Genomic DNA, 24307 nt, shown 5'->3' on the forward strand with positions numbered 1-24307 from the left:
AACATGCAAGAAGGGCAAAACCGTAAAACATCGTCCCTGAGTATTCTCGCCATCGCTGGGGTGGAGCCGTATCAAGAGAAGCCGGGCGAAGAGTATATGAACGAAGCCCAGCTGTCGCACTTCAAGCGTATTCTTGAAGCATGGCGTAATCAACTCAGGGATGAAGTGGATCGCACCGTTTCGCATATGCAGGATGAAGCTGCTAACTTCCCGGATCCGGTAGACCGTGCCGCTCAGGAAGAAGAGTTCAGCCTCGAACTGCGTAACCGTGACCGCGAACGCAAGCTGATCAAAAAGATCGAGAAAACGCTGAAAAAAGTCGAAGACGAAGATTTTGGCTACTGCGAATCCTGCGGTGTTGAAATCGGTATTCGTCGCCTGGAAGCGCGTCCAACCGCCGATCTGTGCATCGACTGTAAAACGCTGGCCGAAATCCGCGAAAAACAGATGGCCGGCTAACGCCAGCGCTGTTTATACACTTCAAAGGCGGGAGTCTCTCCCGCCTTGTTACTGTTGATATGTCTGAATCACACTATATCGGGCGCTTTGCGCCATCTCCTTCCGGTGAATTACACTTCGGCTCATTAATTGCCGCGCTTGGCAGCTACCTGCAGGCTCGCGCCAGTCAGGGTAAATGGCTCGTCCGCATCGAAGATATTGACCCTCCGCGTGAAGTTCCCGGTGCTGCAGACACCATTCTGCGTCAGCTGGAACATTACGGTCTTCACTGGGACGGCGACGTTCTGTGGCAGTCACAACGTCATGAGGCTTATCGGGAACGTCTGGCCTGGCTCAGCGCTCAGGGGCTCTCCTATAACTGCACCTGCACCCGCGCGCGTATCCAGAGCGTGGGAGGTGTGTATGACGGCCACTGCCGCACGCTGAATCTTCCCCCGGAAAATGCCGCCGTACGCTTGCTACAGCGCGCGCCCGTCACCCGCTTCCACGATCGGCTCTCCGGTGAGATTAGGGCAGATGAACGTCTGGCATGTGAAGATTTTATTATTCACCGTCGTGATGGTCTGTTTGCGTATAACCTGGCGGTGGTCATCGACGATCATTTCCAGGGCGTGACGGAAATTGTGCGCGGGGCGGACCTGGTCGAACCGACCGTACGGCAAATCTCGCTTTATCATCAGTTTGGCTGGACGGCGCCGGATTACATTCATCTGCCGCTGGCGGTCAATGCGCAGGGCGTTAAGCTCTCCAAGCAAAACCACGCCCCGGCCCTGCCAGACGGCGATCCGCGTCCTGTTTTGATCGACGCGCTGCGATTTCTCAACCAGAATGTAACCAACGAATGGCAGGATCTGCGCATTGACGAATTGCTGAAAATAGCCATTGCCAACTGGACGCTCGCGGCAGTGCCAAAAATCCAGCATTCTCAAATGCGTTGCGCTGAGCTATGATTAGCCGCTTTTTTCATAACAAAACACACTACGAGGTGTACCATTTTTACCCGAGTCGCTAATTTTTGCCGTAAAGTGCTAAGCCGCGAAGAGAGCATGGCGAACGACGCTATTGCACAGCCACACATGTCGGTTATTCCGCGTGAGCAGCACAATATTTCCCGCAAAGATATCAGTGAAAATGCCCTCAAGGTACTCTATCGTCTGAATAAAGCGGGCTACGAGGCCTATCTCGTTGGCGGTGGGGTGCGTGATTTACTGCTGGGCAAAAAACCGAAAGATTTCGACGTGACGACCAGCGCCACGCCCGAGCAGGTGCGTAAATTATTCCGCAACTGCCGTCTCGTTGGCCGCCGTTTCCGTCTGGCTCACGTGATGTTTGGGCCGGAAATCATCGAAGTGGCGACCTTCCGCGGTCACCACGAAGCGGGTGCATCCGACCGCACCACGTCACAGCGCGGCCAGAACGGTATGCTGCTGCGCGACAATATCTTCGGCTCTATCGAAGAAGATGCCCAGCGTCGCGACTTCACCATCAACAGCCTTTATTACAGCGTGGCGGATTTCACCGTGCGTGATTACGTCGGCGGCATGCAGGACCTGAAAGAGGGTCTGATCCGCCTGATCGGCACGCCGGAAACGCGCTATCGCGAAGATCCGGTGCGCATGCTGCGCGCCGTGCGTTTTGCCGCCAAGCTGAACATGCGCATCAGCCCGGAAACCGCAGAGCCGATCCCGCGTCTGGCGACGCTGATTAACGACGTGCCGCCTGCCCGCCTGTTTGAAGAGGCGCTGAAGCTGCTGCAGGCCGGCTACGGGTTCGAAACCTACAATCTGCTGCGCGAATACAACCTGTTCCAGCCACTGTTCCCGACCATTACCCGTTACTTCACCGAAAACGGCGACAGCCCAATGGAGCGGATGATTGCGCAGGTGCTGAAAAATACCGACACCCGCATCCACAACGATATGCGCGTGAACCCGGCATTCCTGTTTGCGGCAATGTTCTGGTACCCGCTGCTGGAAACGGCTCAAAGAATCACCCAGGAGAGCGGCCTCGCCTATTACGATGCCTTCGCGCTGGCCGCGAACGATGTATTGGACGAAGGGTGCCGCACGCTGGCTATCCCAAAACGTATTACTACCCTGGTGCGCGACATCTGGCAGCTTCAGCTGCGCATGTCCCGCCGTCAGGGCAAACGTGCCTGGAAGCTGATGGAGCATCCAAAGTTCCGCGCCGCCTTCGACCTGCTGTCGCTGCGTGCGGAAACTGAACGCAATCAGGAGCTGCAGCGCCTGGCGCAGTGGTGGGCCGAATTCCAGGTTTCCGCCCCGCCGGAGCAGAAAGATATGCTGACCGGGCTGGATGAAGAACCTGCCCCGCGTCGCCGTCATCGTCGTCCGCGCAAACGCGCACCGCGTCGTGAAGGGACAGCATGACCCTTGCGTATATCGCCATCGGCAGCAATTTAGCCTCTCCGCTGGAGCAGGTGAATGCTGCCGTACAGGCGCTGGGTGAGATCCCGCAAAGCCGTATCGTGGCGGTCTCCTCCTTTTACCGCACGCCGCCGCTAGGCCCGCAGGATCAGCCTGATTATCTGAACGCCGCCGTGGTGCTGGAAACATCCCTCGATGCCGAAACGCTGCTGGACAATACTCAGCGCATCGAACTGCAGCAGGGGCGCGTACGCAAAGCCGAACGCTGGGGGCCGCGCACGCTTGATCTCGATATTATGCTGTTCGGCCATGAGGTGATTAACACTGAACGCCTCACCGTACCGCATTACGACATGAAAAATCGTGGCTTTATGCTCTGGCCGCTCTTTGAAGTGGCGCCCGATCTCACCTTCCCGGAAGGCATCCCGCTCAAGGCCGTTCTGGACAACCTGAACGCGGAAAGACCCGCTCGCTGGTGATCCTCTTCCCTCACCGGTTGACCACAAAATAATTGTGATTAATCGGTTGCCTAAAATCATTGTTCCCTCGAATGTTACTGTTAGAATGCGCAAAGATTCGCTTTTGGGCTATCAGGAAACAGTATGAAACCAACCACCATCTCCTTACTGCAGAAATGCAAACAGGAAAAAAAACGCTTCGCCACCATCACCGCGTATGACTACAGCTTCGCCAAACTGTTTGCCGAAGAGGGTATCAACGTCATGCTGGTCGGAGATTCGTTAGGGATGACGGTACAAGGACATGATTCCACCCTGCCGGTCACGGTAGAAGATATTGCATATCACACCCGTGCGGTACGCCGCGGTGCGCCAGGCTGCCTTCTGCTTTCCGACCTGCCGTTTATGGCCTATGCCACGCCAGAGCAGGCATTTGAAAACGCGGCGGCAGTGATGCGCGCTGGCGCTAACATGGTCAAAATTGAAGGCGGCGCCTGGCTGGTGGAGACGGTGAAAATGCTCACCGAACGCGCCGTGCCGGTGTGTGGTCATTTGGGCCTGACCCCGCAGTCCGTCAACATCTTTGGCGGGTATAAGGTGCAGGGCCGCGGCGACGCAGCGCAGACGCTGTTTGAGGATGCCCTGGCGCTGGAAGCCGCTGGCGCACAACTGCTGGTGCTGGAGTGCGTGCCGGTTGAGCTGGCGAAACGCATCACCGACGCACTCTCCATTCCGGTGATTGGTATTGGTGCAGGCAACGTGACCGACGGTCAGATTCTGGTGATGCACGACGCCTTTGGTATTACTGGCGGGCATATCCCGAAATTTGCCAAAAATTTCCTCACTGAAGCGGGCGACATGCGCGCTGCGGTCAGGCAGTATATTGCCGACGTTGAATCCGGTGTTTACCCGGGTGAAGAACACAGTTTCCATTAAGGAGTCTCGTTGTGCTAATCATTGAAACCCTGCCGCTGCTTCGCCAGCATATCCGCCGCGCGCGTCAGGAAGGTAAACGTATCGCACTGGTCCCGACCATGGGCAATCTGCATGACGGCCACATGAAGCTCGTCGACGAAGCCCGTGCGCGAGCAGATATCGTGGTGGTCAGTATCTTCGTGAACCCCATGCAGTTTGACCGCGCCGACGATCTGGCACGCTATCCGCGCACCCTGCAGGAAGATTGCGAGAAGCTCAAAAAACGCCACGCGGATATCGTCTTCTCACCTGCACCGGCGGACGTTTACCCGCAGGGTACCGAAGAGGCGACCTACGTTGACGTCCCGGGCATTTCTACCATGCTGGAAGGAGCCAGCCGTCCGGGCCACTTCCGCGGCGTCTCCACCATCGTCAGCAAGCTATTTAACCTGGTGCAGCCGGACGTTGCCTGCTTCGGTGAGAAAGATTTCCAGCAGCTGGCGCTGATCCGCAAGATGGTTGCTGACATGGGTTACGATATTGAGATCGTCGGCGTACCGATTGTGCGTGCGAAAGACGGTCTGGCGCTCAGCTCGCGGAATGGTTACCTGACCGCCGAACAGCGTAAAATCGCGCCGGGCCTGAGCAAGGTTATGAACACCATGGCAGAGCAGATGCTGGCAAAAGAGTTAACAGCAGAAGAGATTATTGCCCTTGCCGAGCAGGCACTTAACGATAAGGGCCTTCGTGCTGACGACGTACAAATTCGTGATGCTGATACGCTGCTGGAATTAACCCAGAACAGCAAGCGCGCAGTCATCCTGGTGGCGGCATGGCTCGGCCAGGCACGCCTGATTGACAATAAAGTGGTTGAGCTGGCGTAGTTCTTCACCCTTGATAATTAAAGGTAAACGTAATGATTCGCAAAATGCTGCAAGGTAAGCTTCACCGTGTGAAAGTCACGCAGGCCGACCTGCACTATGAAGGCTCCTGCGCCATTGACCAGGATTTTCTCGACGCGGCGGGTATTCTTGAAAACGAAGCGATTGATATCTGGAACGTGAACAACGGTAAACGCTTCTCTACTTATGCGATTGCCGCCGAGCGCGGTTCTAAAATCATCTCCGTTAACGGCGCTGCGGCGCACTGTGCGGACGTGGGCGACATTGTGATCATCGCCAGCTTCGTGATGATGTCTGACGAAGAAGCCCGCCGCTGGCAGCCTAAAGTGGCCTACTTCGAAGGCGACAATGAAATGAAGCGCACCGCAAAGGCGATTCCGGTTCAGGTTGCCTGATTCCAACAAGGAGCGGAACCCTCTGGATCCGCTCCTTAACAGGAAAAAACACATCATTCTGAATTATGTAAATAGCATCTCTTTACTCATTTCACTTATTTTCACCTCTCTTTTCGCGTCTCCTTTCTTAAATAAACATTCCCCTCAATTATATACAAAGGGAAAATGATCAATGTCATTAATAATCCAAGCCTGCCAATAGCATATCAACGCAATAAAAAATAACCCCCAGTGTTTTTTTTGAGATCATTTTCAAGATCTTTTTCAATGACTTATCAATCTTTAATTTTTTCTAATTATAACTTTTAGTAATTCTAAATACCCAACGTATACAGAGATCCCTATCATCATTTTGCTTGTATTAAATCATTACAATGTTTTTTAAATGGAATTTCAATTATGTTAAAAAAAACGTTATTAGCTTCAGCTGTAGCTTTGTTTGCAGTAGGTTCTTTTTCAGCAATCGCAGATACGGATCTTGGTTTAATCACCTTTGATGGTGCGGTAACAGACACAACATGTAATATTTCCACCTCTAATGGTGAATCACAAAGCAATATTACTATTACCTTACCCGTCGTTAAAAAATCTGAAGTTGAATCCACAACTATTGATACTGGCGTCGGTTCCAAAAACTTTGAACTGCTGCTCACCAATTGCCCTGAGACATTAAAGAATGCCTCTGCAAGCTTCATGTCAAAAAATATGGGCGCTATTGCGAACGGTACTATTGAACCCGATGCTAACGTACAAGGCTCTGCAACCAACGTTGCACTTGCCCTGTTTAACAATGCCCCAACCATTTCATCTCGTATTATGGTAGGCCAGCCTGACAATAATACGCAGAAAACAGACCTGAAAGCCGGCTCCGGTAAACTGTTCTACCGTGTTGCTTATGTCCCTGGCTCCAATTGGGTGAAAGATACTAGCCCTGTGCAGTCAGGTAAAGTTAGCGCCAACGCTTACTTCACCATGAGCTACGAATAATTTTATTCGTCCTGTTAATGTGCCCAGCCGGGCACATTTTTTCGTATTATTTGAGAGTAGACATGTACTTACTGAATATTAAGAGCGGATTAAAAGCCCTGCTGCTGGCCTCGGTGAGCGTTTTTGCTCTTAACGCCAGTGCAGATATTGTGATTTCCGGCACCCGTGTCATTTATCCAGAATCAGCAAAAGACGTAACGGTGTCTATGGATAACCGTGGCACCAGACCTTTACTGGTACAAACCTGGCTCGATGACGGAAGAGATACCACTAATCCTCAAGAGCTGAAACTTCCCTTTATTGTCACGCCTCCTGTATCGCGTGTAGAACCGCAAAAAGGGCAAACGGTCAGAATCACCTGGCTTGGTCAGTCATTGCCAAAAGATAAAGAATCTCTGTTCTGGTTTAACGTTCTGGAAGTTCCGCCAAAGGCAAAGGAAAGCGATACGCAAAGCATGCTTCAGCTGGCATTCCGTACCCGCATAAAACTCTTTTTCCGGCCTACAGGTTTGAAAGGAGAACCGACAGATGCGGCTAAAAATCTTAAATGGACTGAAACCCGGCAAGGTCAAAATATCGTTTTAAGTGCGAAGAATGATTCACCTTATTATGTATCACTGGCGGGGGCAACGCTTATTGCTGGTGCTAAAAGCTACGATATTGAAACGCATTATATTGAGCCATTCTCAAGCCAGACTATGAACGTAAAAAATCATAACACCTTGGGGTATAACAAAATCACCTGGCAAGCCATCAATGATTTCGGTGGAATTGATAAGTATGAATCCATACAGAATTGATTATTTATCCGCCTCGTATCATTCGGAATAACTATAATTAGCTTAACTCTGGGACAGAGTACATCATGCGGTTTAAACGTTCACTACTATGTTTATCGATAAGTGCGGTATTGCCGTTTTGTGCATTTGCTGCTGAAAATAATAAAGAAGAAGACGTGCAGTTTAACGATCAGTTTCTTTATAACACCGGTACATCAATTGATGTCAGCCGTTTTTCAAAAGGCAACCCTGTTCTTGCCGGGACGTATAAGGTGAAGGTGGTTATTAACGGGAAACCTTCCATTACCACGGATCTTGTATTTAAGGAGAATGGTACACCGCGCGCCACGCCCTGCATCACGCGTAAACTGCTCACCCAGACAAATGTAGCAACCGAGCAACTTAAACCAGCAGGGGATGATTCCGAAGATACGTGCATCTCTGTGTCAGACGCCTATCCCGGCTCACGTGTGGCTTACGATCCTTCCACGCAGGAGTTGGACCTTTCTATTCCCCAGGCTTTCGTCATTCAGCGCCCGGCGGGATTTGTCGATCCTTCACTTTGGGAAGACGGGATCCCGGCGGCGATGCTCTCCTGGGATCTTAACGGCTGGCACGCGGACACGTCTGATTACAGCACCGATACGGCCTACGCAGGGTTGCGCTATGGAGCAAACCTGGGCCCGTGGCGGCTTCGGGCACGAGGTAATCTGAACTGGGATCGGGATTCCGGTACTCATTACGCCAGCCAGGACATTTATCTCCAGCGTGATATCACGCCGCTGAAAGCACAGTTTATCGCGGGAGATTCCTACACCCGTGGAGATGCTTTCGATTCCATTAGTCTGCGCGGGGCGCGTTTATATAACGATGATCGTATGCTTCCTAATGGCATATCGACTTATGCGCCGGTGATTCGGGGTGTGGCAAACAGCAACGCCAAAGTCACGATCGCCCAGAGCGGAAACACGATTTACGAAACCTCCGTCCCGCCGGGGCCCTTTGAAATCTCAGATCTCAGTACGACGGGTTATGGCAGCGATCTTATCGTCACTGTAGAAGAAGCGGATGGCAGCAAACGTTCCTTCTCGGTCGCGTATTCCTCGGTCGCGCAAATGCTGCGCCCGGGCTACTCCCGATGGGATGTCGGCGTGGGTGAACTGCGTGACGATAACCTACGTGACAAGCCAAAGGTAGGTTACGCCACGGGCTATTATGGATTAACCAATACCTTCACAGGTTATGCGGGTCTGGAGTACACCGATAGCGATTTTTACGCCGCATTGGTGGGTTTGGCTATGAACACCCGCATTGGCGCATTCGCCTTTGATGTCACGCATTCTGATGCCCGGATCGACGGCTTACGGCATCTTAAGGGTGAGAGTTATCGTATCTCCTACAGCAAACTCATGGAAGCCACGAATACCTCTTTCAACGTAGCAGCATACCGGTTTTCGACATCTGACTATCTCAGCCTGAGCGATGCAGCTTCCTTGACCAACGAGATCAAATACCGTGACAGGGAGCTTAACCCTGACCGCGATAACAGCGATGTGTACCAGACTTTCCAGCGCATGAAGAACCAGATCCAGGTGAACATCAGCCAGCCGTTGGCCTTTAACGGCCTTGATTTGGGATCGCTGTATGTCAACTCCACCTGGCAGGATTACTGGAATGAAAGCAGCTCATCAGCGCAGTACTCGGTTGGCCACAGTCAATCGTTAAGCTGGGGAAGTTACAGCCTCTCCGTGCAGCGCACCTACAACGAGTTCGGGGAAAAAGATGATAGTGTCTATCTGAGCCTCACAATTCCTTTCGACACGCTGATGGGTAACGGCAAGCGTGCAGGCGGGTTCTCATCCCTCACCACGGGCATCGGCAGCGATCTAAAAGGCGGTGGAAGTTTTAACGCCAGCGCCAACGGCAACACCGAAGATAACCGGTTCAGTTACAGCATCACCGAAAGCACCACGCGTAACGACGATACATTAAATCAGCTAAGCGGTTACGGGAGTTATAACGGCCCGCATGGACCGGTGAGTCTTTCCGTCTCCGCATCCGATGACGATAGCCGACAATATTCCGCCAGCTATAGCGGCGGGATGATTCTGCACTCTGGTGGCATAACACTCGCCCCTGGCAGCATTAGCGAAAGCGATACGCTTGCGCTGATTAAAGCTGAGGGAGCAGAAGGTGCCCGAGTCTCCATCGGTAACGGTGAAATTGGCTCTTCAGGCTATGCCCTTATGCCCTATCTGTCTGCCTACCGTGAAAACAACGTCGGTCTTGATATCAGCGATATGCGCTCTGACGTTGAAGTGAAAAATACCCGTTCCACTACTGTCCCTCGTAGCGGTGCCGTTGTGCTGGTTAATTTTGAGACCGATCAAGGGCGTTCAGTGTTAATGGAACTGACGCGTGACGACGGTGGGTTTATTCCGCTTGGTGCCGATGTTCAAACTGAGCAAGGCGTATCCGTAGGTAGCGTAGGCCAGGCCGGGCAAGCCTGGATTCGCGGAATTGAAGATAAAGGGTTGTTAAAAATCGTCTGGGGAAGTGAGTCCGGCACATCCTGTACTGTCTCCTATCAGATTCCGCCCAATGCGAAAAAGATTGGACCAACAACGCTGCTGACAGGCCAGACCTGCCACATCACAGTATTATAAAAGGAGTTAGAGCATGCTTTTTAAACCTGGGAAAAAAACAGGATTATGGGTATTAAGTTCGAGTCTGATGGCGCTGTCGCTCGGAACATACGCCGATAATCTCGATATTACCTTTACCGCTAATATCCGTGACACCACCTGCGATATGAAAATTGAAGGTGGCAGCGGTGATGGCTCCAGCAACGTTATTCCCATTGGCACCGACGGCAAGGTACGCCTGGATTACATCATCCTCAAAAATGCCAAAGCAACAACAAATTTTAAACTCAAAATGGTCTCATGCCCTTCGAGTCTGACAAAGCTGAACACGACCATTAGTGGTAGTGCCAGCCCACTGAATACGGCAATTAAAAATTCACTCTCCGGTGAGGGCAGCGCAGAAAATATTGGCGTGGCGATTTCCCGCACCGCCACTCCGGATGCCCCTTTTGTCATTAATTCATCCACTGATACTCAGCGCCTCGTCTGGTCGAGCGGAGAAATAAGTGCTGGCGAAGTTCAACTCCTGGCGACGCTGGTGGAAACTGCAAGCGGGCAAGGCATGACCGGCAACTTTAGCGGTATCGCTACGTTTAATTTCACCTATGAATAACTGGCGCAATACGGAGCGTTAATATGAAAAAGAAAATGACATCACTGGTGTTTGCGATGACTGCCATCCTGCCTTCCGTTTGTTTAAGCGCCATTACGGGTACGACGAGCGTTCAGGCCACCTTTACGTCCACCATTGAAGCCGGAACCTGTAATGCCGAGATTCAGGATGCGAGCGGGGCTCCCATTAGCATTTTGCCGTTTGGCGATGTATTTAAGTCCGATCTGGTGAGCCAGAACCGAACAGGGGCATTCAAAATCGCGTTCACTAACTGTGCCGGGGTCAAAAATGCCTCCGTTCAAGCCACGCCGGGTGCTGGCGGGTCCTGTACTGGCAATGCCAAAAATGGGAACTCATATGCAGCCGGGCATAACGTTGGTTTTGAAATCTGGAAAGGTTCTGTCGACTCAGGTTCCCTGCTGAACTGCGCCACGGCCCCAACTTCTATCGTCAACCTGTCTAACGGGGCGGGAAAATTTGAAATGGATGCGCGCATCGTTATTGCTAAAGATAAAACCATTTCTGACGTGACCACTGGTTCGGTCAGCGCCCCTGTGACTTTTATCGTGACCTATCAATAATGTTTATTAAGACTGGTAGCTTTAACAGGATGTTCCACTCCCGCTTAAACTTTAGAAGTGCGATGTTATGGCTCGCCTGCTGTCTGGGGTTTCCCGCAGCAGGTTTTGCCTCGAGCCTGGAGATGGATATGACGGCAAACATCATCAACAATACGTGTCAGGTAAGTATTCCGAATGATGGCAAAGTTATTTTACCGATCGTTGGCAAGGGTTGGTTTTATAACTCCGACGGCAGCCCACGGCTACAACCCGGTGACGCAGCTGGGGGAACTCGCTTCGAAATACAGCTGAAAAGCTGTGCGGAAAGTGAATCTGGACTGGCAAAAACCCTGCATTTTGAGTTTAAACCTCAAAGTGGGATAGTTATCGGAAGCTCTCAACAGGTGTTCGCCAATGAAATTCCCGCATCCGGGGGAGGAGCAGAGAACGTCGGCATTGTGATTTTCTCAGAAAAAGACAATACCAATGTGGTCAATGCGTCAGGAACGTCAGATGTTATTTTTGATGTATCTAACCAAACCGAAAGCCAGTATTTAACAAATTATAATTTCTATGCCCGTTATCAAGACACAGGGATTGTCAGCGCGGGGAAAGTTACCACAAGCGTGCTGGTCAGCGTTATTTACAATTAAAATATACCAAGCATCGGATATAAGGAATTTTTGAATGTGTTATATAGCAGGAGCCGGAACAAGTCATTTCTTCATAAAAGGTGCAGGCCTTGCTTTGTCAATTCTTGCAATAAGTTTCTCTGCATCGGCCGATTTATGGGAATGCAAATTTAATAGTTACAGTGTTCAGCCTATTTCGGATGTCAAAGGTGCAAAGCCCAAGATCGTTCCCCTGGAGAGCGTCAGCGCGCCAACAAAAATAAGCGGCCTTATTGAGTTGCAGGTGACTCCCGGCCTCTACTCCTGGTGCTCAATGGGTAATGATGGCGAGCGCGTCTATCAGAAAACGGACAGTACACTGGTCGTCGGTGGCGTGGACGGAAAAGCACTCTTTAAAACTAACGTAACGGGGATCGCCTATACGCTGGCCATGTACCCGACCAACAACGCTTTTAATGCCTTTTTCCCTTCGACTACAGGAAGTTATGTAGTAACGGCCAATCAGGGAGATAATTCAGATCTGGTTAAAGCAGTATGGTGGTCTGCCCGTATGGAATTTTATCAATTACCCTCATATGCTGGCGTGCCCGCAAGCGTCACACAGATTGGTCCAGTGGCCGGGAATATTGGCAATATTGTCGTAGGTAACCCCAACACATCAGATGAACAGGACCATCCACGTCCGTTAATCACGATACCCGATATGGCCTTCAATGTTCCTGTTGAAAAACCGACCTGCACTCTTACGGCCCCTAAAACCGTAGATCTGGGGGAGTATGATGTTTCCGATGTCGAGAACGATAACACGCAAAAAGTCTCTGCTACCGTGTCAGGGAATTGCACCAACACACGCAAAATTACGATGAAGTTGACCACCAGCAAGACAACCGGGACTGATGGCTCTTTACTCGCGAACACTGCATCGTCGAATGCGGCAAAAGGCGTGGGCGTGTTGCTGAAGTGGCCGGACAACAGCCTGGCGGTGCCTAATTCAACTAACAACTATGCGACAAAAGGGAACACTATCATCCCTTCATTTAGCGAGTCTCTCACGGCTCAGTTGGTTAAGTCTGGTACAGAAAAAATCACTTCAGGCACGTTCAGCGCCATCGGCACGTTGCAGATCACCTACGAATAGCTTATCCCTGCGGCTGATTGCTGATCAGCCGCGACATCGTCTCCAGCGAATCCGTTCTTAAGATATAGAGTCGTTTGAGTAAGAACGGATTATCCCCCGGCTTCACCTTCCCCTTCACCGTGGTCACGGCCAGATGGAAACCGGCATCATTCGCCGCCTTGATCGCCTTATTGTCATAGCCGCCAAAGGGATAAGAAAGGTAGAGCACACGCGGGTTGAACTGTGACAGCGCGCGACGAGAACGCTCAAAATCAAACAGGATCACGTGATAGCTGCGGCTCAGTAAGATCGGGTGTTTATACCCGTCAACGCGATGCAGGAAGTGAGTGTGCGACTGAATGTCGAACACATCCTGAATGCCCTTAATTTCCTGAACGCTCATAAACTGCAGCGATTTCGGATCCCACTTCTGCGGATGGCCTTTAATACGTGACGAAATGATAAACGCCGTCGCGTTGAAGCCATACTCTTTCAGCACAGGATACGCGTAGCGGCTCACCGACTTCAGGCCGTCGTCAAAGGTAATCACCACCGCCTTCGCGGGCAGGTTCATCTTGTTGCGCACGTAGCCTTCCAGCTGATACATCGTCAGCGTGGTGTACCCCTGGTCGCGAAGCCAGGTCATCTGGTTGCTGAACGCGCGCACGCTGGTGGTGGTGGAGGTATGACGAAAACGGGTGTTCTCCTCATCGCGCAGGATATGGTGATAGGTCAGAACCGGAATGCCGTTATCTTCCTGCGCGTCCAGGCTGCTTATCCACGCCAGGCGGTTGCCGATGCGGATCTGATACCAGGTCTGGTTCAGGCGGTCTTTAAGTTTGTTCAGAATGGGATAACGCAGGTTGGCGCTCAGAGTACCAAAGGGCGCGCTTCCGCTGCTGGGCGCGTTATAGACGGGCGTATCTTTCCAGGTGATGAGGTTCTGGTTACTGAGCGGCTTGTTCAGGTCGCCCAGGCTGTCCTCAACGCGTTGCTTACCCTGCACTTTCTCAAGGTGGTCTTTATCAATAAAGCCGGTACCGAACCCGAAGCGAAATTCGTAATAATCCGCCGCGGCGGGAAAGACCGCGATGATCTGCCCTGCGCGAATATTGCCCACGTTAACCACGGAGTTACCTACCTGAGCCCAGATGGCAGCATCCTCAGTGGTTTGCATATATTGAGCAGGAAGCCCTTGCTGACTTATCAGGCTGGCAGACGCCCCGCCGGAAACCAGCAGCAAAAGGAGAAAGAACACGCGCATGAACATAGGATATAAATCGACACAGGAAATCAGTCGCCATTGTAGCAAAAGCGACATCAATACCAATGTTTAATGCTTATACAGATCGTGAAGCAGAACGAAAGGCGGGTTTTTCTGCTGCTGGTGCCACAGGCTGCTCACGCCCGGCGAGCCCTGCGCCACAATGGCATTTCGAAATTCAGCACTGCTTAATGAGGCGCGAAAAGGATACAGGGTTTCGAGTAAAGGCAGGTTGATACCGGAGATTACTTCACAGTTATTATGCTTGTGGCTAAGCAACGCCGCGGCCCGGTAAGGTGCGGCACCGGATTTATCGGTAAGAAAAATCACCCCATCACCGGTATCCGTTTCATGCAGGGCATCGCACATCATCCGGCTGAGCATGTTAGTGCTTAGCCCGCGCCAGTAGTTAACCACCCGGCATTGCGCCAGCGGGCCAAATTTGGCTTCAAGCGTGTCCAGCATGTCCTGCGCTCGTTCATCGTGGCAGGTGATCACCCATCCCAGCATAACTCTCTCCTTAGCAGGCAAGTAGTTTAGCGGAGTGAAGGTTTGCTTACGGTGATAACCGTCAAAGAAAGTGCCCGGCAACCAGAGCGTCGCCGGGCAGAGGGTTAACTACGCAGACCGCGCCCGCGCTGGATCAGATACCAGCACAGCAGGTAGAAGGCGATGATGAACACAACCAGCACCGCCACCGTGGTAAACAGCGGAACATCGGTAATGCCGAGGAAGCCAAAGCGGAAGCCGCTGATCATGTAGACGATCGGGTTCAGATGCGACAGCGCCTGCCAGAACGGCGGCAGCAGCGTCAGGGAGTAGAACACCCCGCCGAGATAGGTCAGCGGCGTCAGCACAAAGGTCGGGATCAGGCTGATGTCGTCAAACGTTTTAGCGAACACCGCGTTCAGCAGACCGGCCAGCGAGAACAGAATTGCCGTCAGCAGCAGAGTCAGCGCCACGAACAGCCACGAGTGTACCTGGAACGGCACGAAGAACAGCGAAATCGCCGTCACCAGGATCCCCACGCACAGCCCGCGCGCCACGCCGCCGCCCACGTAACCGGCTATGATGACGTGCGTTGGCACCGGCGCCACCAGCAGCTCTTCAATATTGCGCTGGAACTTGGCGCTGAAGAACGATGATGCCACGTTTGCGTAGGCATTGGTGATCACCGCCATCATAATCAGGCCGGGCACGATAAACTGCATATAGGTAAAACCGTGCATCTCACCAATGCGGGAACCAATCAGGTTGCCGAAGATGATGAAATAGAGCGTCATGGTGATGACCGGAGGTACCAGGGTTTGCACCCAGATACGCATAAAGCGGTTAATCTCTTTCGCCCAGATACTTTTCAGCGCGACCCAATAAAGATGCGTCATGCCTTGTCTCCTTGTTTATCCTGCACCAGAGAGACAAACAGCTCTTCCAGTCGGTTCGCTTTGTTACGCATGCTTAAAACCTGAATCCCCTGCGCGCTCAGCTGGGAGAACACGCTGTTGATTCCCTGCTCGCGCAGCACTTCCACTTCCAGCGTTGAGGTATCCACCAGGCGATACTGGTATCCTTCAAGTTTCGGTAGCGGGCTTTTTGCCGCCAGATCGAGAATAAACGTTTCGGATTTCAGCTTGGAGAGCAGATCCTTCATCGAGGTGTTCTCCACCAGCTCGCCGTGCTGAATGATGCCGATGTTGCGGCACAGCATCTCTGCTTCTTCAAGGTAGTGGGTGGTCAAAATGATGGTGGTGCCTTTGTCGTTAAGATCCTTTAGGAAACCCCACATAGAACGACGCAGTTCGATATCCACGCCTGCGGTGGGTTCATCAAGGATCAGCAGCTTCGGCTCGTGCATCAGCGCGCGGGCAATCATCAGGCGGCGCTTCATCCCCCCGGACAACATCCGCGCACGTTCGTTACGCTTTTCCCACAGATCGAGCTGTTTCAGGTACTTTTCGCTACGCTCAAGCGCCTCTTTGCGCTCAACGCCGTAATAACCCGCCTGGTTAACGACAATCTGCTGCACCGTCTCAAACGGGTTGAAGTTGAACTCCTGCGGTACCAGCCCCAGCTGGCGCTTGGCGTTTACCACATCTTTTTGCAGGTCGTAACCAAAGACGCTCACCCGTCCGGACGTTTTATTCACCAGCGAGCTGATGATCCCGATGGTGGTGGATTTCCCCGCCCCGTTCGGCCCCAGAAGCGCGTAAAAATCCCCGGCCTCTACTTTTAGATCTATCCCGCGTAGCGCCTGAACGCCACCCGGATAGGTTTTTTTAAGCTGCTCAAGCTCCAGTGCAATTGCCATGAATTTAACTTACCTTCAGTTCTTACACACGTTGTGTGGTTTCATTAAAAGTCGGGTTACCCTATAGTAGCGCAACGCAATTACTTGGTTACAGGTCGCTAACCTCCATGAACGACATAGATACACTCATTAGCAACAATGCACTATGGTCAAAAATGCTGGTGGAGGAAGACCCCGGATTTTTTGGAAAACTCGCACAAGCCCAGAACCCGCGCTTTCTCTGGATTGGCTGTTCAGACAGCCGCGTACCTGCCGAGCGTCTTACCGGCCTTGAGCCCGGCGAACTGTTTGTTCACCGCAACGTCGCCAACCTGGTGATTCATACCGATCTCAACTGCCTTTCCGTGGTTCAGTATGCCGTTGACGTCCTGGAAGTCGAGCACATCATTATTTGCGGCCACTACGGCTGCGGCGGCGTGCAGGCGGCGGTTGAAAACCCGGAACTGGGTTTAATTGATAACTGGCTGCTGCACATCCGCGATATCTGGTTCAAACATAGTTCACTGCTCGGCGAAATGCCGCAGGAGCGACGCATGGACACGCTGTGCGAGCTGAACGTGATGGAGCAGGTATATAACCTTGGGCATTCGACCATCATGCAGTCGGCGTGGAAACGCGGGCAGAAGGTATCAATCCACGGCTGGGCGTACGGTATTCACGATGGCCTGCTGCGCAATCTGGAAGTCACCGCCACCAACCGCGAAACGCTGGAGCAGCGTTACCGTTCGGGGATTGCCAACCTCAAGCTTAAGCATGTGAACCATAAATAAAGCCGGGGGTTTTCGCCCTCTCCCCGTGGGAGAGGGTAGGAGTGAGGGCATCAGCCCGCAATTACTCGTCCAGCAGTACCACTTTCCCAACATACGGCAGATGACGATAACGCTGCGCGTAATCAATGCCGTAACCCACCACGAACTCGTCCGGGATGGAGAAACCGACAAACTCTACCGGCACCTGCACTTCACGACGCTCCGGTTTATCCAGCAGCGTACAAATCGCCAGCGATTTCGGCTCGCGCAGGCTCAGGATCTCGCGCACCTTTGAAAGGGTGTTGCCGGAGTCGATAATGTCCTCAACGATCAACACATCTTTGCCACGAATATCTTCATCCAGATCTTTCAGGATTTTCACATCACGGGTTGTGGACATGCCGCTGCCGTAGCTGGAAGCGGTCATAAAATCGACCTCGTGCGGTACCTGCACTTCACGGCACAGGTCTGCCATGAACATGAAAGAACCGCGCAGCAGACCAACCAGCACCATTTCGCTGCCGCTGTCCTTGTAATGCTCGGTGATTTGACGACCCAGTTCGGCGATACGCGCTTTGATCTCGGCTTCCGGGATCATCACTTCAACAGTATGTTTCATATTACTAACCAAATGATTTTGATGAAAATCTTTCAATGCGGATGAATCTTGCTCCGGCATCGATACGCAAGCCAGCCATTATATCAGTAAATGGATAAGCCTGGCGTATGAGTTATAAAAAGCAAATATTGTGATTCCGATCACACTTGTTAACACCTATAATTAGTTGCTAGCAAATTATTAACAAAAACTGACGAGTACACTTTCTATGGCTGAAACAAACACTAAACAGCCGCGTCTACTGGTGACACTAACAGCGCTATTCGCCGCCTTCTGCGGCCTGTACCTGTTAATCGGTGGCGTCTGGCTGGTCGCGATCGGCGGCTCCTGGTACTACCCGATTGCGGGCCTGGTTATGCTTGGCGTAACCGTCCTGCTCTGGCGTAGAAAACAATCCGCACTGTGGCTGTATGCCGCCCTCCTTCTTGCCACCATGATCTGGGGCGTCTGGGAAGTCGGTTTCGATTTCTGGGCCCTGACGCCGCGCAGCGACATCCTGGTCTTCTTCGGTATCTGGCTGATCCTGCCGTTTGTCTGGCGCCGCCTGATTGTTCCTTCCAGCGGTGCCGTTGCAGCCCTGCTGGTGGCTCTGTTAATCAGCGGCGGCATTCTCACCTGGGCTGGCTTTAACGACCCGCAGGAGATCAACGGTACGCTGAACGCGGAGTCGACGCCTGCGGCAGCTATCTCGCAGGTCGCTGACGGTGACTGGCCTGCTTATGGCCGTAACCAGGAAGGTCAACGTTACTCCCCGCTGAAGCAGATCAACGCGGACAACGTTAAGAACCTTAAGGAAGCCTGGGTATTCCGTACCGGCGACCTGAAAATGCCGAACGATCCGGGCGAGCTGACCAACGAAGTGACCCCGATTAAAGTGGGCAACATGCTCTACCTGTGTACGGCGCACCAGCGTCTGTTCGCGCTCGACGCGGCCACCGGTAAAGAGAAATGGCACTTCGATCCACAGCTGAACTCCAACCCGTCCTTCCAGCACGTGACCTGCCGCGGCGTTTCTTACCACGAAGCGCGCGCCGATAATGCCAGCCCGGAAGTCATTGCCGACTGTCCTCGCCGCATTATGCTGCCGGTGAACGATGGCCGTCTGTTTGCCATCAACGCTGAGACCGGCAAGCTGTGCGAAACCTTCGCCAACAAAGGCATTCTGAACCTGCAGACCAACATGCCGGACACCACGCCGGGTCTGTATGAGCCAACCTCCCCGCCAATCATCACCGATAAAACCATCGTGATTGCCGGTTCGGTAACGGATAACTTCTCTACGCGTGAAACCTCCGGCGTTATCCGTGGTTTCGACGTGAACACCGGTAAACTGCTGTGGGCTTTCGACCCGGGCGCGAAAGATCCAAACGCGATCCCGTCTGACGAGCACACCTTTACCTTCAACTCGCCGAACTCCTGGGCACCAGCCGCGTATGACGCGAAGCTGGACCTGGTCTACCTGCCGATGGGCGTATCCACGCCGGATATCTGGGGCGGTAACCGCACGCCGGAGCAGGAACGTTATGCGAGCGCTATCCTGGCGCTGAACGCAACCACCGGTAAGCTGGCGTGGAGCTATCAGACTGTTCACCACGATCTGTGGGATATGGATATGCCGTCCCAGCCGACGCTGGCGGACATTACCGTTAACGGCAAAACCGTACCGGTCATTTACGCTCCGGCTAAAACCGGCAACATCTTCGTGCTGGATCGCAGCAACGGTAAGCTGGTTGTGCCTGCCCCGGAAAAACCGGTTCCGCAGGGTGCGGCCAAAGGCGATTACGTCAGCAAAACCCAGCCGTTCTCTGACCTGAGCTTCCGTCCGAAGAAAGACCTCAGCGGTGCAGACATGTGGGGTGCCACCATGTTTGACCAGTTGGTGTGCCGCGTGATGTTCCATCAGCTGCGCTATGAAGGCATCTTCACGCCGCCGTCTGAGCAGGGTACGCTGGTCTTCCCGGGCAACCTGGGAATGTTTGAGTGGGGCGGTATTTCCGTCGACCCTAACCGTCAGGTGGCGATTGCCAACCCAATGGCGCTGCCGTTCGTTTCCCGTCTGATCCCACGCGGTCCGGGTAACCCGATGGAGCAGCCGAAAGACGCGAAAGGCAGCGGGACCGAAGCCGGTATCCAGCCGCAGTATGGCGTACCGTTTGGCGTTACCCTGAACCCGTTCCTGTCTCCGTTTGGTCTGCCGTGTAAACAGCCAGCCTGGGGTTACATCTCCGGTCTGGATCTGAAAACCAACCAGATCGTCTGGAAAAAACGTATTGGTACCCCACAGGACAGCATGCCGTTCCCGATGCCGGTTCCGGTGCCGTTCAATATGGGTATGCCAATGCTGGGTGGTCCAATCTCCACAGCCGGTAACGTGCTGTTCATCGCGGCAACCGCAGATAACTACCTGCGCGCGTATAACATGACCAACGGTGAAAAACTGTGGCAAGGCCGTCTGCCGGCCGGTGGACAGGCAACGCCGATGACCTATGAAGTGAATGGCAAGCAGTACGTTGTCATTTCTGCGGGTGGTCACGGTTCGTTTGGTACGAAGATGGGCGACTATATTGTCGCGTATGCATTGCCGGACGAAGGCAAATAAAAGCAAAACGGCAACGAAAGTTGCCGTTTTTTGCAATGCAGGCCGGGTAAGGCGAAGCCGCCACCCGGCTTTTTTTATACGGTAAAACCGAGCATCATCCCCGTATCTTCATGCTCCAGCAGATGACAGTGCGCCATATAGGCAAACTCTTCAGGCGCTTCATGGTCGAACTTCACCAGCACCTCGCTGACGCCGCCTTCCACTCTCACCGTATCTTTCCAGCCTGCTCGATGCGCTTCCGGCGCTTTGCCGTTCTCAGACAGAATACGGAACTGCGTGCCGTGGATATGGAACGGGTGCAGCATCATGTCCCCTTCCCCTGAAACCACCCAGCGCTCAAACTGCCCCTTCGCGGCGGCAAACATCGGCGTGTTCATATCGAACGCTTTGCCGTTGATCTTGTTGGCGTTGTGGAAATCGAACCCGTGACCGCCGTGATCCATACCGCCCATTTTGCCGTGGTCCATATTCATGTGGCCCATCATCTGGCCGTGGTGCATTCCCGCCATGGCCTGATTGCCATACTTTTTCATCAGCGCCTGCATGCCCATCATGTCAAGCATCGGGTCCATGGAGAGCTGAAGCTTACGCTGCGTGAGCCCATCCAGCGACGGGAGAGCTGGCAGCGTGGCTAAGGTGTCCGGCAGCATACCGGAGGCCGTGACCTGTAGCGGCTGAATGCGCAGCACCGGATGCGGTTTATCAAACGGCGCCACTGCCATCCCCATCTGGCTGACAGGCAGCGTTACCAGGTCAAACGGCTTGCCGTCGCTGATGTCCACCAGCACTTCGAAGCGTTCGCCCATCAGCATCGGCAGCTCGCTCATTTTTACCGGTTCCGGCAGCAGGCCGCCATCGCTTGCCACCACGTAAAGCGGGCGCTTATCGCTGGTGGCGAAGTTCAACGAGCGGGCGTTACAGCCGTTAAGCAAGCGCAGGCGCAGCCAGCCTTTCGGGGCGGCGTGCTGCGGATAGATCGCACCGTTGGCCAGCAGCGTATCGCCAAACCAGCCGACCGCCGCGCTCATCACGTCCAGCTGGTAGTCAATCTGCCCGTCAACGCTGAATTTTTTGTCCTGCACAATCACCGGCACATCGTCGATACCCCACTGTTTCGGCAGGCGCAGGAGACGGCTTTCGTCATCCTCAATCAACACCAGTCCGGCCAGCCCCATTGCCACCTGATGGCCCGTTTTGCCATGCTGATGCGGGTGGAACCAGCAGGTTGCCGCCCGCTGGTCAGGGGTAAAGGTTACGCTGCGTTTACCCCCAGGCTTGATAACGCCCTGGGGACCACCATCCACTTCGCCCGGGACTTCCAGCCCGTGCCAGTGCAGCGTGGTCTCCTCGGCAAGCGTATTGTGGATATCCACCGTCACCGCTTTCCCTTTGCGTAACTGAAGTGCCGGGCCGAGCAGATTGCCGTTGTAGCCCCAGGTAGTAGCGCTGTGCCCGCCGAAGGAGGTTTTACCGGCCTGAACAACGAGTTGAATACGGCTACGGGCGTCTGCGGTCAGTAAGTCAGGAATGGGTAAGGCAGGCCTTTCAGCCGCAAAAACCGCGCGGCTCCAGAGTGGTAATGCGCTGGCAACCCCCAGCACAGCGGAATATTTTAAAAAATCACGACGTTGCATGTTCATTTCCTTATTTCCAGCAGGCGATCTTTTGAGCATAAACCCTCCCCTTACCGGAAGGTCAAGTAAAGCGGCAATAATAAAGATCGTCGCACTGGCATCAAGTGTGCTAACGTTAATTTTCCGTGAAGAAGTGGTAGAAGCAATGAAGACGTTTTTCAGGACAATTTTGTTCGGAAGCCTGATGGCAATGTGTGCGAACAGCTATGCGCTCAGTGAAAATGAAGCGGAAGATATGGCCGATTTAACGGCGGTTTTTGTATTCCTGAAAAATGATTGTGGCTACCAGAATTTACCCAACGGGCAAATTCGCCGCGCGCTGGTCTTTTTCGCCCAGCAGAACCAGTGGGATCTCAGCAATTATGACAGCTTTGACATGAAGGCGCTCGGTGAAGACAGCTACCGTGACTTGAGCGGTATTGGCATTCCCACGGCTAAAAAATGCAAAGCGCTGGCCCGCGATTCGCTCAGCCTGCTCGCCTACGTGAAATAACCTTCCCGACGCCCCCTGTTCAACCTATACCCGTGCAACCACGGTTATAGTTAGCTATCATGTTTCGCTCATTTTTTGTGAGCGTTACGGATGTTAACAAAGGAGGAGTCCGCGTATGGCCGACCACACGTTGTGGCATGAAACACTGCATGACCAGTTTGGTCAGTACTTTGCCGTTGATAACGTGCTCTATCATGAGAAAACGGATCACCAGGATCTGATCATCTTCGAAAACGCCGCCTTTGGCCGCGTGATGGCCCTGGATGGCGTTGTGCAAACGACCGAGCGCGACGAGTTTATCTATCATGAGATGATGACCCACGTTCCGCTGCTGGCCCACGGACACGCGAAGCATGTTCTGATTATCGGCGGCGGCGACGGCGCAATGCTGCGCGAGGTTTCACGTCATCGTTCCATTGAAACCATCACCATGGTTGAGATCGATGCGGGCGTGGTCTCTTTCTGCCGCCAGTATCTGCCCAACCATAATGCCGGCAGCTATGACGATCCGCGCTTTAATCTGGTTATCGACGACGGCGTTAACTTTGTTAACCAGACCACGCAGACCTTCGACGTGATTATCTCTGACTGCACCGACCCCATCGGCCCCGGCGCGTCGCTGTTTACCTCCTCGTTCTACGAAGGCTGCAAGCGCTGCCTGAACCCGGGCGGGATCTTCGTCGCACAAAATGGCGTCTGCTTCCTGCAGCAGGACGAAGCCCTCGACAGCCATCGCAAGCTCAGCACCTATTTCGGTGACGTCAGCTTCTATCAGGCGGCAATTCCGACGTACTACGGCGGGATCATGACCTTTGCATGGGCAACGGATAACGACGTGCTGCGTCATCTCTCTACCGAAATTATCCAGGCCCGCTTCCATCAGGCCGGGCTCACGTGCCGCTACTACAATCCGGCTATTCATACCGCAGCGTTTGCTCTGCCGCAGTACCTGCAAGACGCATTATCCACTAAGGGGGTGAGCTAATTGAAAAAGCTTAAACTACATGGCTTTAACAACCTGACCAAAAGCCTGAGTTTTTGTATTTACGATATCTGCTATGCCAAAACAGCGGAAGAACGCGATGGTTACATCGCCTATATCGATGAACTCTACAACGCCAACCGTCTGACCGAGATCCTGTCAGAAACCTGCTCGATCATCGGTGCCAATATTCTGAACATCGCCCGACAGGATTATGAGCCCCAGGGTGCCAGCGTCACCATTCTGGTCAGCGAGGAGCCGGTCGACCCGCAGCTTATCGACAAAACTGAACACCCGGGTCCGCTTCCGGAAGTGGTCGTCGCCCACCTCGACAAAAGCCATATCTGCGTTCACACCTACCCGGAAAGCCACCCGGAAGGCGGGCTGTGCACGTTCCGCGCGGATATTGAAGTATCGACCTGCGGCGTGATTTCCCCGCTGAACGCGCTGAACTATTTAATCCACCAGCTGGAATCGGACATCGTCACGATTGATTATCGCGTGCGCGGTTTTACCCGTGATATCAACGGCATGAAGCACTTCATCGACCACGAGATCAACTCCATTCAGAACTTTATGTCCGAGGACATGAAATCGCTGTATGACATGATGGACGTGAACGTGTACCAGGAAAACATCTTCCATACCAAGATGATGCTTAAGGAGTTCGACCTTAAGCACTACATGTTCCACACGAAGCCGGAAGATTTAAGTGAAGAAGAGCGCAAGGTCATCACCGACCTGCTCTGGAAAGAGATGCGCGAAATCTACTACGGCCGCAATATTCCGGCCGTGTAAGTGTTGCCCGGA

General features: G+C 53.1%; 25 protein-coding genes. 19 read left to right on the forward strand and 6 right to left on the reverse strand.

Going from position 1 to position 24307, the window contains the following annotated elements:
• Nucleotides 1–3: 3 nt before the first annotated feature.
• From dksA to IM313_RS05605, 14 genes are all read left to right on the forward strand, one after another.
• Nucleotides 4–459 carry an RNA polymerase-binding protein DksA gene (gene dksA / locus IM313_RS05540; RefSeq protein WP_013095632.1) on the forward strand — a complete coding sequence of 152 codons (456 nt, stop codon included), beginning with the start codon at nt 4–6 and terminating at the stop codon, nt 457–459.
• Nucleotides 460–518: 59 nt separating this feature from the next.
• Nucleotides 519–1409, forward strand: a complete 891-nt coding sequence (gluQRS, locus tag IM313_RS05545; RefSeq protein ID WP_182035193.1) for a tRNA glutamyl-Q(34) synthetase GluQRS — start codon at nt 519–521, stop codon at nt 1407–1409.
• Between the two features lie 42 nt (nt 1410–1451).
• Nucleotides 1452–2849 carry a polynucleotide adenylyltransferase PcnB gene (gene pcnB, locus IM313_RS05550; protein WP_028015552.1) on the forward strand — a complete coding sequence of 466 codons (1398 nt, stop codon included), beginning with the start codon at nt 1452–1454 and terminating at the stop codon, nt 2847–2849.
• Nucleotides 2846–3325: a 2-amino-4-hydroxy-6-hydroxymethyldihydropteridine diphosphokinase gene (gene folK / locus IM313_RS05555; protein ID WP_047367349.1), complete on the forward strand. Its 480-nt coding sequence runs from the start codon at nt 2846–2848 to the stop codon at nt 3323–3325. The genes pcnB and folK overlap by 4 nt, the downstream gene beginning before the upstream one ends.
• A 123-nt stretch (nt 3326–3448) precedes the next feature.
• The gene (panB, locus tag IM313_RS05560; RefSeq protein ID WP_045259479.1) at nt 3449–4240 is read left to right on the forward strand and encodes a 3-methyl-2-oxobutanoate hydroxymethyltransferase; all 792 of its coding nucleotides are present in this window, start codon (nt 3449–3451) and stop codon (nt 4238–4240) included.
• Nucleotides 4241–4251: 11 nt separating this feature from the next.
• Nucleotides 4252–5103 (forward strand): pantoate--beta-alanine ligase, encoded by an 852-nt coding sequence (gene panC / locus IM313_RS05565; RefSeq protein WP_008501942.1) that lies wholly within the window; start codon nt 4252–4254, stop codon nt 5101–5103.
• A 32-nt stretch (nt 5104–5135) separates the two neighbouring features.
• Entirely contained in the window at nt 5136–5516 is a 381-nt protein-coding gene (gene panD, locus IM313_RS05570; protein ID WP_003856284.1) for an aspartate 1-decarboxylase, read from the forward strand.
• A 399-nt stretch (nt 5517–5915) separates the two neighbouring features.
• Nucleotides 5916–6503, forward strand: coding sequence for a fimbrial protein (locus IM313_RS05575; protein WP_047367348.1), 588 nt, complete (start codon nt 5916–5918; stop codon nt 6501–6503).
• A 62-nt stretch (nt 6504–6565) separates the two neighbouring features.
• Nucleotides 6566–7303 (forward strand): fimbrial chaperone, encoded by a 738-nt coding sequence (locus tag IM313_RS05580; RefSeq protein WP_047367347.1) that lies wholly within the window; start codon nt 6566–6568, stop codon nt 7301–7303.
• A gap of 65 nt (nt 7304–7368) precedes the next feature.
• Nucleotides 7369–9948, forward strand: coding sequence for an outer membrane usher protein (locus IM313_RS05585; RefSeq protein WP_063943796.1), 2580 nt, complete (start codon nt 7369–7371; stop codon nt 9946–9948).
• A gap of 13 nt (nt 9949–9961) precedes the next feature.
• Nucleotides 9962–10540, forward strand: coding sequence for a fimbrial protein (locus IM313_RS05590; RefSeq protein ID WP_047367345.1), 579 nt, complete (start codon nt 9962–9964; stop codon nt 10538–10540).
• A gap of 23 nt (nt 10541–10563) precedes the next feature.
• Nucleotides 10564–11121: a fimbrial protein gene (locus IM313_RS05595; protein WP_047367344.1), complete on the forward strand. Its 558-nt coding sequence runs from the start codon at nt 10564–10566 to the stop codon at nt 11119–11121.
• Nucleotides 11122–11150: 29 nt separating this feature from the next.
• Nucleotides 11151–11753, forward strand: a complete 603-nt coding sequence (locus IM313_RS05600) for a fimbrial-like protein (RefSeq protein ID WP_192971617.1) — start codon at nt 11151–11153, stop codon at nt 11751–11753.
• 34 nt (nt 11754–11787) lie between these two features.
• A complete protein-coding gene (locus IM313_RS05605; protein ID WP_192971616.1) occupies nt 11788–12870 on the forward strand; it encodes a fimbrial protein StkG in 1083 nt (360 codons plus the stop codon).
• A gap of 1 nt (nt 12871) precedes the next feature.
• Here the strand turns inward: IM313_RS05605 and IM313_RS05610 are convergent, their stop codons facing one another.
• The 4 genes from IM313_RS05610 to IM313_RS05625 all read right to left on the reverse strand — a co-directional run bounded on the left by IM313_RS05610 (nt 12872) and on the right by IM313_RS05625 (nt 16421).
• Nucleotides 12872–14119, reverse strand: coding sequence for a polysaccharide deacetylase family protein (locus tag IM313_RS05610; protein ID WP_047367341.1), 1248 nt, complete (start codon nt 14117–14119; stop codon nt 12872–12874).
• A 63-nt stretch (nt 14120–14182) separates the two neighbouring features.
• On the reverse strand, nt 14183–14623 hold the full coding sequence (locus IM313_RS05615; RefSeq protein WP_049000526.1) for a PTS sugar transporter subunit IIA: 441 nt from the start codon (nt 14621–14623) through the stop codon (nt 14183–14185).
• Between the two features lie 104 nt (nt 14624–14727).
• On the reverse strand, nt 14728–15498 hold the full coding sequence (locus IM313_RS05620; RefSeq protein ID WP_023334536.1) for an ABC transporter permease: 771 nt from the start codon (nt 15496–15498) through the stop codon (nt 14728–14730).
• Nucleotides 15495–16421 (reverse strand): ABC transporter ATP-binding protein, encoded by a 927-nt coding sequence (locus tag IM313_RS05625; RefSeq protein WP_028015540.1) that lies wholly within the window; start codon nt 16419–16421, stop codon nt 15495–15497. Before IM313_RS05625 ends, IM313_RS05620 begins: the two co-directional genes overlap by 4 nt.
• Nucleotides 16422–16528: 107 nt before the next feature.
• Here IM313_RS05625 and can point away from each other — a divergent pair, with 107 nt between their 5' ends.
• Entirely contained in the window at nt 16529–17191 is a 663-nt protein-coding gene (gene can / locus IM313_RS05630; RefSeq protein WP_014882586.1) for a carbonate dehydratase, read from the forward strand.
• A gap of 61 nt (nt 17192–17252) precedes the next feature.
• On the opposite strand, the gene hpt is transcribed toward can, so the two are convergent.
• On the reverse strand, nt 17253–17789 hold the full coding sequence (gene hpt, locus IM313_RS05635; RefSeq protein ID WP_032644976.1) for a hypoxanthine phosphoribosyltransferase: 537 nt from the start codon (nt 17787–17789) through the stop codon (nt 17253–17255).
• Nucleotides 17790–17997: 208 nt separating this feature from the next.
• On the opposite strand from hpt, the gene IM313_RS05640 reads away from it, so the two are divergent.
• Nucleotides 17998–20388, forward strand: coding sequence for a glucose/quinate/shikimate family membrane-bound PQQ-dependent dehydrogenase (locus IM313_RS05640; RefSeq protein WP_049000524.1), 2391 nt, complete (start codon nt 17998–18000; stop codon nt 20386–20388).
• A gap of 74 nt (nt 20389–20462) precedes the next feature.
• On the opposite strand, the gene cueO is transcribed toward IM313_RS05640, so the two are convergent.
• Nucleotides 20463–22022, reverse strand: coding sequence for a multicopper oxidase CueO (gene cueO / locus IM313_RS05645; protein ID WP_192971615.1), 1560 nt, complete (start codon nt 22020–22022; stop codon nt 20463–20465).
• A 145-nt stretch (nt 22023–22167) separates the two neighbouring features.
• Here cueO and IM313_RS05650 point away from each other — a divergent pair, with 145 nt between their 5' ends.
• The 3 genes from IM313_RS05650 (at nt 22168) to speD (ending at nt 24295) form a co-directional block, all read left to right on the forward strand.
• Nucleotides 22168–22515: a YacC family pilotin-like protein gene (locus IM313_RS05650; protein ID WP_014882582.1), complete on the forward strand. Its 348-nt coding sequence runs from the start codon at nt 22168–22170 to the stop codon at nt 22513–22515.
• 115 nt (nt 22516–22630) lie between these two features.
• Nucleotides 22631–23500: a polyamine aminopropyltransferase gene (gene speE, locus IM313_RS05655; protein WP_028015536.1), complete on the forward strand. Its 870-nt coding sequence runs from the start codon at nt 22631–22633 to the stop codon at nt 23498–23500.
• Complete coding sequence (gene speD, locus IM313_RS05660; protein ID WP_028015535.1) at nt 23501–24295, forward strand: adenosylmethionine decarboxylase; 795 nt, start codon at nt 23501–23503, stop codon at nt 24293–24295. It begins immediately after the preceding gene.
• The last annotated feature ends 12 nt before the right edge of the window (nt 24296–24307 follow it).

The sequence above is a fragment of the Enterobacter cloacae complex sp. P2B genome, from assembly GCF_014895985.1.
Lineage (GTDB): Bacteria > Pseudomonadota > Gammaproteobacteria > Enterobacterales > Enterobacteriaceae > Enterobacter > Enterobacter bugandensis.